The sequence below is a fragment of the Pararcticibacter amylolyticus genome, assembly GCF_003130405.1.
GTDB classification, from domain to species: Bacteria; Bacteroidota; Bacteroidia; order Sphingobacteriales; family Sphingobacteriaceae; genus Arcticibacter; species Arcticibacter amylolyticus.
In genome coordinates, this window is sequence record NZ_QEAS01000017.1 from 50,949 (window position 1) to 63,392 (window position 12,444).

Here is a 12,444-nt window from a genome sequence, read left to right on the forward strand (position 1 = left end):
TTCTTAGTCTGGCATACATATTGAATACTCCGCACGAAAGAGTATATTTGCGTAAATTTTGTATCCACGAATAATTATTTAAATGAAGATATCGTTCAAAACAATTTCGAAAATCAGTGCAGGACTGGCAATAGCAACAGTAATAGCTTCCTGCGGAAACAAGGAACAAACAAAAACTCCTTCGGCGTCAGGTTCTGCCCCCGCGGCAACTTCTGCTTCAGCAGGACAGGAGAAGATTGTTTTCGTAAACTCCGACTCACTTGTAAACAACTACGACTACTTTAAAGAAATTAAATCCAAGCTCGAATCGAAATCTAAAAAGGCTCAGCAGGATCTTACCAGCAAAGGAAACGCATTCCAAAGAGAAGTTGCAGATTACCAGCAAAAAGCCAAGGATATGAGTGCCGATGAACGGGCTTCAACAGAGCAAAGGCTTGCCCGTAAACAACAGGAGCTTGCTGCATTTAATCAGAACGCGAGTTCTGCTCTCGCAAATGAGTCTGCTTCAGAGAATGAAAGACTTTACGACAAGGTCGCAGAATTTTTAAAAACCTATGCAAAGGAAAAAGGATATAAAATGGTGCTTACATACTCTAAAAGCAACCCTTCGCTTCTTTTTGCAGACGAGAGTCTTGATGTTACAAATGATGTTGTAAAAGGTCTTAATGAAGCCTACAGCAAAGCAAAGAAATAGAGCTGACTAACACATCATATTTGCGATCTTAAGATAATTAAGATCCTGATTTCACACAGAAGAGGTTGCAGAAAACTGCGACCTTTTTTATTATCTGAGGATCATATCAGCTTTAATCCGCTTACTAAAAGCCTTTAGCTGATGATCAATAACATGCTGACATATGACACATGAAGATTTTATGAGAATTGCAATTTCCTTGTCCCGGGAAAATGTAGAGAAAGGCGGCGGAGGTCCCTTTGGCGCTGTGATAGTTAAAGATGGCAGGATTGTCGCAAAGAGCTCCAACATGGTCACATCTTCCAACGACCCGACAGCCCATGCTGAAATAGCAGCCATAAGACTCGCGGCAAAAGAACTGAATTCATTTGACCTCAGCGGCTGCATCATCTATACAAGTTGCGAGCCTTGTCCCATGTGCCTGGGGGCGATCTACTGGGCAAGGATATCTGCGGTGTATTATGCAAATACCCGCTTTGATGCAGAAAATATTGGATTTGACGATAAATTCATCTATAGTGAATTAAACCTCTCTATGCAGGAAAGAACGCTTCCCTCAACTCAAATCCTGCACAACGAAGCTCTCGATGTGTTCAAAAGCTGGGGAGCATCTCAGGATAAGATCCCGTATTAAGAGCTAATCTTCTTCGTCGTTCCAAAATCCCCCGGGCTCGTTATCAAGAAGATCATCGATCTCCCGCCTGTCTTTCTTGGTAGGACGCCCCGTGCCGCGGTCCCTGGTCAGAGCCGGCGAATGAAAGGCTGATTTGTAACGGGCTGTTTCTTCTTCGGGCGTAATGTCTTCATAAAACGTAACTGCGGTTTTAGCATCTGTCCGGTTGTACGAAAGTCCCGTTACTTTAAGCTGCTTGCGTTCTATTCCCTTCGACACATGATATATCTCTCCTACTTTTACTTCATACGAAGGCTTCACGTTCTGGCCTTTTAATTTTACGCGCCCGGCTTTACAGGCATCAGTCGCCAGGGTACGCGTTTTAAATACTCTTATCGCCCACAAATACTTATCGATTCTTAATTTTTCTTTTTCTGCCATTCCTCTTTTCCTCTGTCTTCCTCAATCTCCGAAACAATACAACAAATTAACAAATAAAAGCAACCTCATTCAACAAAATGGGAATTCATAATTTTGTAAAACCAACAATACAACAAAAAGCTTTATTTTGCTGAAAATTAAAATACATGATTGCTCAACTACAAAAACAAATTGAAGAAGCATGGGCAGACCGCAACCTGCTTAACTTTAGCGAATATGCTAATGCTATTGAAACCGTTATCGTAATGCTCGATAAAGGCGAATTGAGAGTAGCAGAACCAATTGCAGGGGGATGGCACGTCAACGAATGGATCAAAAAGGCAGTTATCCTGTACTTCCCCATCCGGAAGATGGAAGAAATTGAAGTAGGCCCTTTCGTATTTCATGATAAGATGAAACTAAAAACCAACTATAAGGAACTGGGTGTACGCGTAGTCCCTCATGGTTTAGCCCGCTATGGTGCATATCTGGCAAAGGGAGTGATTATGATGCCATCGTATGTGAATATAGGTGCTTATGTAGATGAAGGTACAATGGTGGATACCTGGGCTACAGTAGGATCTTGCGCCCAGATAGGCAAGAATGTACATTTGAGCGGCGGAGTTGGTATCGGAGGAGTACTTGAACCTGTACAGGCAGCTCCTGTTATAATTGAGGACAATTGTTTTGTCGGATCGAGAGCAATTGTAGTTGAGGGTGTACATGTTGAACAGGAAGCCGTGATTGGTGCGGGAGTAGTCCTTACTGGTTCAACAAAAATCATTGACGTTTCCGGAGATGAACCTGTCGAATACAAGGGCCGCGTACCTGCCCGCTCAGTCGTTATTCCGGGTTCTTATACTAAAAAATTCGCCGCCGGAGAATATCAGGTACCCTGTGCGCTGATCATAGGTCAAAGAAAAGCATCAACAGATAAGAAAACTTCACTGAACGATGCATTACGTGAACATAACGTGGCTGTTTAATGACTAAATTTCTTATTATCCAGACTGCCTTCATAGGAGATGTGGTACTGGCCACTGCTTTGGCCGAAAAACTGCACCAGCATTTTCCTGCCGCACGCATCGATATGATGGTTCGTAAGGGGAATGAGATGTTGCTGAAATCACATCCCTTTCTGAATAAAGTCTGGATATGGGATAAGAAAAAGAAAAAGCTAGCGAACCTGCTGCGCCTATCAAAAGAAATAAGGAAAGAAAGATATGATGAAGTGATAAATCTTCAGCGTTTTTTTTCAACCGGGTTATTAACTGCCCTGTCAAAGGCAGACAGAAAAAGAGGGTTTGATAAAAACCCTCTTTCTTCATTCTTTGATATCACCCAAAAACACGATATGCAAAAGGACGGAGCCTGCCACGAGACAGAACGTAACCAGCAGCTCATCGCAGATCTCACAGATGGTATTCCTGCCCGGCCACGCTTGTACCCAACCATTCAGGACTTTAAAAAAGCAAATAATCTTACTTCATCACAATCCTATATTTGCTGTGCGCCCGCGTCAGTCTGGTTTACCAAACAATACCCCAGGGAGCATTGGATTACTTTTATCAGGAATATTGCTCCTGAATTGAAAGTTTATCTTTTAGGAGGGCCTGGTGACAAAGATCTCTGCGATGCCATTATCACAGGATCGGGAAACCCACAAGCAGAAAATCTTTGTGGTTCGTTATCCTTTCTTGAGTCAGCAGCGCTGATGTCTGGTGCAAAAATGAACTATGTGAATGATTCCGCACCAATGCACTTTGCGTCAGCTGTAAATGCTCCAGTTACGGCTATCTATTGCTCTACGGTTCCCGGATTCGGATTCGGGCCCTTATCTGATAAAAAAAACATAGTTGAAATAGACTATCCTCTGTCATGCCGCCCATGTGGCCTGCACGGCTATAAGGCATGCCCCCAAACGCACTTTAAATGTGCACACGATATTCCACACCAACGACTAATTGAGATTTTAAATGAATGCTGACATAATAAAAGCTATTGAGGTACTTAAAGCAGGCGGGCTCATCCTCTACCCAACCGACACGATATGGGGAATTGGATGCGACGCAACAAATGAACAGGCGGTTGAAAAAGTGTTCAGATTAAAGGGGCGGGATGCAGGAAAAAGCCTCATTGTACTCCTCGATTCAGAAAACAAACTTGAAAGCTATATTAAAGAAGTGCCAGCCCTGGCATATGACCTGATCGAATACACGGAAAAACCGTTAACAATTATCTATTCAGGAGCTAAGAATCTGGCAGCCAATGTAATTCATGAAGATGGAAGCGTGGGTATCAGAATACCCCGTCACCCCTTTTGTCAACAGCTGATTCAAAGATTCCGCAAGCCGATCGTTTCCACTTCTGCTAATATTAGCGGAGAGAAATCCCCGGCTAACTTCTCTGAGATTTCCGAAAAAATCATTGAGGGGGTAGACTACGTTGTTTCTATAGACCAAAATGACGATACTCCCAAAATCCCTTCTACTATTATGAAACTGGAAGCCGACGGACGTTTTGTTTTTATAAGAAAGTAAGGTGCCGGTTTTCAGCAACTGCCGAAATACCTCAGATATCTCCATTAAGAAGATTCACTGTTCCGCTGCCCCTGAAAAGAGGTCACTGGAGGCTCTTTTCAAGGTGAACATTATGCCTTTTATTTACTAAAACGGGCAACTTACTGCTTATAACTCATCTCAATTCTTCGTCATTTCCTTAATTCCATTATTTTTGCAGGCTAGGGTTATGGAACAATATCTTCAGCATCCGGTATTTAGGAAGTTAGGCAAGTTGGCAGACGAAGCAGGTCTATCGGTATATGTGATTGGAGGTTTTGTAAGAGACATCTTCCTTGAGCGACCATCAAAAGACATTGATATTCTGGTGGTTGGAAATGGCATTGAGTTCGCAGAAAGAGTTGGCCACGCTCTGAAAAGTCAGGTTTCCGTATTTAAAAACTTTGGCACTGCGATGCTGAAATATAAAGAGCTGGAGATCGAGTTTGTAGGTGCACGAAAAGAATCTTACAGATCTCATTCCCGGAAGCCGATCGTTGAAAACGGAAGCCTGGAAGATGATCAGAAAAGAAGAGATTTCACGATAAATGCAATGGCGATAAGCCTGAACAGTTCTTGTTTCGGCCGGTTAATCGATCCCTTCGACGGAGTATCCCACCTCGACGAACGCCTGATAAAGACTCCTCTCGACCCTCAGGAAACATTTTCAGACGACCCGCTGCGAATGATGAGAGCGATCCGTTTTGCATCACAATTAAATTTCAAAATAGCAGAAGATGCACTGGAAGCTATCAGTCTGAATAAACACAGGATAGAAATTGTATCAAAAGAAAGAATTACCGACGAATTGAACAAGATTATTCTGTCGCCTGTGCCTTCTGTAGGATTCAATTACCTGTTTGATACCGGGCTGCTCCACCTGATATTTCCTCAAATGACTGAACTATGTGGGGTTGAGTTTATCAATGGAAAAGGCCATAAAGACAATTTCTACCATACTCTGGAAGTTCTCGATAATATTTCTCTATACAGCAACGACCTTTGGTTACGGTGGGCTGCCATCCTTCACGACATTGCCAAACCGGCGACTAAACGATTTGATGCAAAACAGGGATGGACATTTCATGGACATGAAGACAGGGGCGCACGCATGGTTCCTAAGATTTTCGCGCAGCTAAAATTACCATTGAACGAGAAGATGAAATTTGTTCAAAAGCTCGTTCAGCTGCACCTCAGACCAATTGTCCTTGCACAGGACGAGGTAACCGACTCGGCGGTCAGACGGCTTCTATTTGATGCAGGCGAGGATATAGACAGCCTGATGATGCTTTGCCATGCAGACGTGACTACGAAGAACGAATATAAGAAAAAGAAGTACAGGCAAAACTTCGAGCTGGTAAAGCAAAAGCTGAAAGACGTTGAAGAACGTGATCAGATCCGCAACTGGCAACCACCTGTTACAGGACTGGATATCATGGAAACATTTGGCATCAAAGCGGGAAGAGAAGTGGGGATCATTAAAAACCACATTCGGGAGGCTATTCTGGAAGGAGAAATAAAGAACGCCAGGGAAGATGCTATTAAGTATATGATTGAAAAGGCCAGGGAAATCGGCTTAAACCCTGTAAAGGATATAAATAATTAATTTTCAAACTTTCTTATAGAAAAGGCGTTAATGTTACGCCAATTTTTTTTTATTTCGCATATAATTCAAATCAACATGGCTATCTACAGATTCAGGGTTTCATTTGAAGATTACGATGATGTGGTAAGGGATATTGACATTAAATCCACCCAAACATTTGAGGATCTGCACCTTGCTATTCATAAAAGTACCGGGTACAATTCGGAACAATCCTCGTCCTTCTTCGTAAGCAACGATCAGTGGATAAAAGGGACCGAAATTGCACTCTTGCCGAGTCAAAGAAAAATTGATCGGGGCGTTACATTAATGAAGGGAACGAAACTCAGTAAGTTCATAGACGATCCTCATCAGAAATTCTATTATGTATACAACTTCGACCGGCCATTTGACTTTCATGTCGAACTCGTGAAAATTTTAGATGACGATCCTGGCAAAGAATATCCGGTCATAGTTAAATCAATCGGAGAAGCTCCCAAACCAATCGGACCTGTTGTGGGCGCGGCTGTAAACCCGGCAGATGGTTCATCTGACGAAGAAGACTTCCTCAATGATACCGAATATGGCTTTGGAGAAGAGGACACTGAAGACATGGAGACAGTCGATTCTGTAGACGATCTGGAAGGCACCGTTAATGACGAACAGGAAGAGGAGAAGGACGAGTTCATGGATGAGTTCTCTGATAATGAGAATTACGACAATGACGAGTTTAACAATAAAGAGGACTTTTAATAATTATCACGGCCTTTAGCTACCAGAGGCCGTGTGTTTTTCTGTCGTGCCTCCCTGAGATCATAATGAATAGCGTGGACCTAAAAAAACTGATAGTAATTGCAGGCCCAACCGCAGTGGGCAAAACAGAGCTTGCTATTAAAATTGCAGAACAATTTCAAGCAGAGATCCTATCAGCTGATTCCCGCCAGTTTTACCGCGAGATGAGTATTGGCACTGCTAAACCATCGGATGAAGAGCTTGGAAGGGTAAAACATCATTTTGTAAATTCCTTATCTGTAAATCAGGAATATTCAGCAGGAGATTTCGAATCTGAAGCGTTAGCGGTGCTGGAAGGGATTTTCAAACACAAAGAGTTCGCGGTATTGGTTGGCGGTTCAGGACTGTTTATCAAAGCTGTAACGGAAGGATTCGATGATCTTCCAAAAGCAGATACAGGTATAAGAGAACACCTTAATGCAATCTATACGGAGAAAGGGATTGTCCCTTTACAGGAACAGTTAAGAGATCTGGACCCTGATTATTATCAGAAAGCAGACATCAATAACCCTCAAAGGGTGATCAGGGCGCTTGAAGTCTCCCTGAGCACCGGGTTGCCATTCTCTTCCTTCCGGGTACAGAATAAGAAAGAAAGGCCCTTTAGTATCATAAAAATTGGTCTCAATACTAACCGGGAATTCCTCTATAACCGTATTAACGAACGGGTTGACATGATGATCAAAAGTGGGTTAGTCGAAGAGGTACGGGATTTGCTGCCATTGAGAAATCTCAACGCACTAAATACAGTAGGGTACTCTGAAATATTTGAGTTTCTGGACCACAAGATCACCATGCTGGAGGCCATAGAAGCGATTAAACAAAATACCAGGAGGTTCGCGAAGCGACAGCTAACGTGGTTTAGAAAGGATACTGAAATAAAATGGTTTGAACCTTCGCAGTATCCGGAGATTATAGACTATATTAATGATCTAAGCCTCTGATTCGATCTGCTGCCCTTCATCTCTGCTGCAAGGTCTGCCTAACTGTTTATTTAAGCCTGCGCCGTTGGTCCTCCAAAGTTCATTGGAAATGATTGCCCCTCCTCTGGTATCTTGATCCTGCCGTTAACGGCCTCAAATTTCTCAATGTTATCTTCCAGAGCATTTAGCAGCCTCTTGGCATGTTCAGGTGTCAGTATGATCCTTGATTTAACTCTCGCCTTCGGGACGCCTGGCATTACCCTGATAAAATCGATCACAAACTCCGTATTAGAATGAGTAATCACAGCAAGGTTCGAATATGTACCTTCTGCAACGTCTTCTGAAAGTTCTATATTTAATTGATTATCTATATTCTGCTCTTCCATGCTGTAAAGATAAAAAAGTCCGTAAAAAAATCTTTATTTCAAAAACCTTTACCATTAATACGTATATAAACGGGAATGTTTCATTCCTGCTGCTTTTTATTTTCCGTCCGGCTTAAGATCTGCTTGCCCGGGGCAAAAACAGAAAAGGCCTTCCTTTACCAGGAAAGCCTTTTCTGTTATAAAATCAGACAATATATTAGTCTTCTTTTGAAGCCATTAACTTGTCGTACTCTTCCTGAGAACCAACAATGATTCTTTCATAACCACGTAAGCCAGTTCCTGACGGAATTAAGTGACCAACAATAACGTTTTCCTTCAAACCTAGCAGGTTATCACGCTTACCACTGATCGCCGCTTCATTCAACACCTTTGTAGTTTCCTGGAAGGAAGCCGCAGAAATGAATGATTTGGTTCCTAAAGAAGCACGGGTAATACCCTGAAGTACAGGACTCGAGGTCGCAGCAATAGCATCCCGGGCCTCTACGAGCTTCATATCTCTGCGCTTAAGAATAGAATTCTCCTCTCTTAATTTCCTCACAGAAATGATCTGACCAGCCTTAACATTAGTAGAATCTCCGGGCTCAGTTACAACTTTCTTGTCGTAGATCTCGTCGTTCTCTAACATGAAGTCCCAGCGGTCTACTGCATCCTTTTCAAGGAAGCGGGTATCTCCCGGATCTTCTATCTGAACCTTCTGCATCATCTGGTGTACGATCACCTCAAAGTGCTTGTCATTGATCTTCACACCTTGCAGACGATAAACTTCCTGGATACCATTGACCAGATATTCCTGAACCGCCGCAGGGCCCTTGATAGCAAGGATATCCGCCGGAGATATAGAACCATCTGATAAAGGCATACCTGCCTTTATAAAGTCATTGTCCTGCACCAGAATGTGCTTGGAAAGAGGAACCAGGTATTTCTTGATCTGACCGTCTTTAGACTCAATAGCAATTTCACGGTTACCACGCTTTACGCCGCCCAATGTCACAACACCATCGATTTCAGTAACAACTGCAGGGTTAGACGGGTTACGGGCCTCAAATAGCTCAGTCACACGAGGAAGACCTCCCGTGATATCCCGGGTTTTACCTGTAGAGCGGGGAATCTTGGCGATAACCTCTCCCATCTTAACAACAGTACCTTCGTCCACCGCAATGTGTGCACCCACCGGAATATTGTATCCTTTAATGGTACTGCCATGGTTATCTGAAATCCGGATCACAGGGTTTTTGGTCTTATCACGTGTATCGATAATAACCTTCTCTCTGTGGCCTGTTTGCTCGTCTGATTCTTCACGGAAAGTTACACCTTCAATAACAGCTTCAAACTCAATCCGTCCTCCGAACTCGGAGATAATTACAGCGTTATAAGGATCCCAGCTACAAATTCTGTCACCCTTAGTCACAGTAGCTCCTTCCTTTACATACAGATAAGAACCATAAGGAATATTGTTGGTCATAATAACCCTTCTCGTTCCAGGCTCAACAATGCGGAATTCACCGGAACGACCAAGAACAACCTCTACCGGACCTTCTTCTGTTTCATAAGGAACACTTCTTATATTCTCAAATTCAATGATACCATCGAACTTCGCATTAATCTGAGATTCAGCTGCGATGTTTGACGCGGTACCACCCACGTGGAATGTACGAAGAGTCAGCTGAGTTCCTGGTTCACCGATAGACTGTGCTGCGATCACTCCGACAGCCTCACCGGCCTGCACCCGCTTACCTGTTGCCAGGTTACGTCCGTAACAAAGTGCACAAACACCTCTTTTACTTTCGCAGGTTAATACGGAACGGATCTCGATACCTTCAAGAGCCGAATGCTCGATTCTGTGAGCAACTTCTTCATCGATATCCTGATTAGCAGCCACCAGCATTTCTCCCGAGATAGGATCAAATACATCATGAAGTGAAGTACGGCCTAAAATACGTTCGTATAGTGGCTCTACGATATCTTCATTGTCTTTAAGAGCCGTAGTATAAATTCCCCTCAAAGTACCGCAATCAGGTTCTCCAACGATCATATCCTGCGCAACGTCATGTAAACGACGGGTCAGGTAACCAGCATCAGCGGTCTTAAGAGCCGTATCCGCAAGACCTTTACGTGCACCGTGGGTAGAGATAAAGTACTCGAGTACCGAAAGACCTTCTTTAAAGTTCGAAAGGATCGGGTTTTCAATAATCTCTCCACCAGAACCAGATTTCTGAGGCTTCGCCATCAGACCACGCATACCGCATAGCTGACGGATCTGCTCCTTAGAACCACGGGCTCCGGAATCAAGCATCATATAAACTGAGTTGAATCCCTGGTTGTCAGTGGAAAGGATCTCCATCACATTCGCTGTAAGGCGGTTGTTGATACGGGTCCAGATATCGATGATCTGGTTGTAACGCTCGTTGTTGGTAATGAATCCCATATTATAGTTATTCATTACTTCTTCAACTTCCCTTGAAGCCTGTTCGATAAGTTTCACCTTAGCTTCAGGAATGTTAAGATCCTGAAGATTAAATGAAAGGCCTCCGCGGAATGCACTCTGGAATCCAAGTTCTTTTATATCATCAAGGAACTGAGCAGCACGAGCCATACCAGTGATCTTTACTACTTCACCAATAATGTCTCTCAAAGACTTTTTAGTAAGAAGTTCGTTGATATAGCCTACTTCTTCAGGCACCATCTGGTTAAACAGAACACGCCCGACCGTAGTATCAATCAGTTTATTAACGATAGAACCATCTTCTTCCTTCACATCAGTCTTAACCTTTATGAAGGCATGAAGATCTAGCTTCTTCTCGTTATATGCGATAATTACTTCTTCAGCAGAATAGAAGATCTGGCCTTCTCCTTTCACTACCCGCTTCTCATCAGTCTTACGGCCCTTTGTAATATAATACAGACCCAATACCATGTCCTGGGAAGGAACGGTAATAGGAGTACCATTTGCAGGGTTCAGAATGTTGTGAGAAGCCAGCATCAGGATCTGAGCTTCCAGGATCGCAGCATTACCAAGCGGCACGTGTACCGCCATCTGGTCACCGTCAAAGTCAGCGTTGAACGCCGTACAAACAAGCGGATGCAGCTGGATCGCTTTACCTTCAACCAGCTTAGGCTGGAATGATTGAATACCCAGTCTGTGCAGTGTCGGAGCACGGTTTAACAGTACCGGATGCCCTTTCAATACGTTTTCCAGAATATCCCATACAATTGGATCTTTTCTGTCAACGATCTTCTTGGCTGATTTCACAGTCTTCACCACACCTCTTTCAATCATCTTACGGATGATGAATGGTTTGAACAGCTCAGCAGCCATATCTTTCGGCAAACCACACTCATGAAGTTTGAGGCTTGGGCCTACCACGATAACCGAACGGGCAGAGTAGTCAACACGTTTACCTAAAAGGTTCTGACGGAAACGGCCTTGCTTTCCTTTCAGGATATCTGAAAGAGATTTTAAAGCCCTGTTACCTTCAGTCTTCACTGCATTCACCTTACGGGAGTTATCGAACAGCGAGTCAACAGCTTCCTGCAACATTCGCTTTTCGTTACGTAAAATCACCTCAGGAGCCTTAATCTCAATAAGACGCTTAAGACGATTATTACGAATAATCACACGACGGTAAAGGTCATTCAGGTCGGACGTAGCAAAACGTCCACCTTCTAAAGGAACTAACGGACGTAGTTCCGGAGGAATAACAGGAACGATCTTAACGATCATCCATTCCGGATGGTTCTCTATATTTGCGCGGGCGCTACGGAATGCTTCTACAACCTGCAGACGTTTTAATGCCTCATTCTTACGCTGCTGAGAAGTTTCATTGGCAGCCTGATGGCGCAGATCGTACGATTGCTGATCCAGGTCAAGCCTCTTTAATAATTCCTCAAGAGCCTCAGCTCCCATTTTAGCAACAAACTTCTGAGGATCTTTATCATCCAGATACTGGTTTTCCTTAGGAAGCGTATCCAGAATATCCAGATATTCTTCTTCTGTAAGGAAATCCATTTTGTTGATTCCGTCCGTCTCTTTAATACCCGGCTGGATGACAACATACCGCTCATAGTAAATGATCAGATCAAGCTTCTTAGTCGGAAGGCCAAGAAGATAACCGATCTTGTTAGGCAATGAACGGAAATACCAGATGTGAGCAACCGGCACAACCAGATTGATATGTCCCATCCTCTCACGACGTACTTTCTTCTCAGTTACCTCAACACCACAACGGTCACAAACGATACCCTTGTAACGGATACGCTTGTACTTACCGCAATGACATTCATAATCCTTAACCGGACCGAAAATACGTTCGCAGAATAAACCATCACGCTCGGGCTTGTAAGTACGGTAGTTGATGGTCTCCGGTTTTAAAACTTCACCGCTTGAACGCTCCAGAATTGACTCAGGAGATGCTAAGCTGATCGTGATCGAAGTGAAGTTACTTTTTATTTTATTATCCTTTTTATAAGACATAGCTCTTT

General features: G+C 43.4%; 11 protein-coding genes. 8 read left to right on the forward strand and 3 right to left on the reverse strand.

Annotation, left to right across the window (positions count from 1 at the left end; translation table 11 throughout):
• Positions 1 to 82 precede the first annotated feature (82 nt).
• Entirely contained in the window at positions 83 to 694 is a 612-nt protein-coding gene (locus DDR33_RS18710; RefSeq protein WP_109417336.1) for an OmpH family outer membrane protein, read from the forward strand.
• 163 nt (positions 695 to 857) lie between these two features.
• A complete protein-coding gene (locus DDR33_RS18715; protein WP_109417337.1) occupies positions 858 to 1,328 on the forward strand; it encodes a nucleoside deaminase in 471 nt (156 codons plus the stop codon).
• 3 nt (positions 1,329 to 1,331) lie between these two features.
• Here DDR33_RS18715 and DDR33_RS18720 read toward each other — a convergent pair whose 3' ends face one another.
• Positions 1,332 to 1,748, reverse strand: coding sequence for an RNA-binding S4 domain-containing protein (locus tag DDR33_RS18720; protein ID WP_109417338.1), 417 nt, complete (start codon positions 1,746 to 1,748; stop codon positions 1,332 to 1,334).
• 146 nt (positions 1,749 to 1,894) lie between these two features.
• On the opposite strand from DDR33_RS18720, the gene DDR33_RS18725 reads away from it, so the two are divergent.
• From DDR33_RS18725 to miaA, 6 genes are all read left to right on the forward strand, one after another.
• Positions 1,895 to 2,713 (forward strand): 2,3,4,5-tetrahydropyridine-2,6-dicarboxylate N-succinyltransferase, encoded by an 819-nt coding sequence (locus DDR33_RS18725; RefSeq protein ID WP_109417339.1) that lies wholly within the window; start codon positions 1,895 to 1,897, stop codon positions 2,711 to 2,713.
• Positions 2,713 to 3,714, forward strand: a complete 1,002-nt coding sequence (locus tag DDR33_RS18730; protein WP_109417340.1) for a glycosyltransferase family 9 protein — start codon at positions 2,713 to 2,715, stop codon at positions 3,712 to 3,714. Before DDR33_RS18725 ends, DDR33_RS18730 begins: the two co-directional genes overlap by 1 nt.
• Positions 3,704 to 4,267 carry an L-threonylcarbamoyladenylate synthase gene (locus tag DDR33_RS18735; RefSeq protein ID WP_109417341.1) on the forward strand — a complete coding sequence of 188 codons (564 nt, stop codon included), beginning with the start codon at positions 3,704 to 3,706 and terminating at the stop codon, positions 4,265 to 4,267. Before DDR33_RS18730 ends, DDR33_RS18735 begins: the two co-directional genes overlap by 11 nt.
• A 208-nt stretch (positions 4,268 to 4,475) precedes the next feature.
• Positions 4,476 to 5,891: a CCA tRNA nucleotidyltransferase gene (locus DDR33_RS18740; RefSeq protein ID WP_109417342.1), complete on the forward strand. Its 1,416-nt coding sequence runs from the start codon at positions 4,476 to 4,478 to the stop codon at positions 5,889 to 5,891.
• 75 nt (positions 5,892 to 5,966) lie between these two features.
• Positions 5,967 to 6,620: an IS1096 element passenger TnpR family protein gene (locus DDR33_RS18745; RefSeq protein ID WP_109417343.1), complete on the forward strand. Its 654-nt coding sequence runs from the start codon at positions 5,967 to 5,969 to the stop codon at positions 6,618 to 6,620.
• Positions 6,621 to 6,685: 65 nt separating this feature from the next.
• Entirely contained in the window at positions 6,686 to 7,600 is a 915-nt protein-coding gene (gene miaA / locus DDR33_RS18750) for a tRNA (adenosine(37)-N6)-dimethylallyltransferase MiaA (protein WP_109417344.1), read from the forward strand.
• A 50-nt stretch (positions 7,601 to 7,650) separates the two neighbouring features.
• On the opposite strand, the gene DDR33_RS18755 is transcribed toward miaA, so the two are convergent.
• Together DDR33_RS18755 and rpoC are read right to left on the reverse strand one after the other, a co-directional pair.
• Complete coding sequence (locus DDR33_RS18755) at positions 7,651 to 7,965, reverse strand: DUF3467 domain-containing protein (protein ID WP_109417345.1); 315 nt, start codon at positions 7,963 to 7,965, stop codon at positions 7,651 to 7,653.
• 196 nt (positions 7,966 to 8,161) lie between these two features.
• Positions 8,162 to 12,436, reverse strand: a complete 4,275-nt coding sequence (gene rpoC, locus DDR33_RS18760; protein WP_109417411.1) for a DNA-directed RNA polymerase subunit beta' — start codon at positions 12,434 to 12,436, stop codon at positions 8,162 to 8,164.
• Between the last annotated feature and the right edge of the window lie 8 nt (positions 12,437 to 12,444).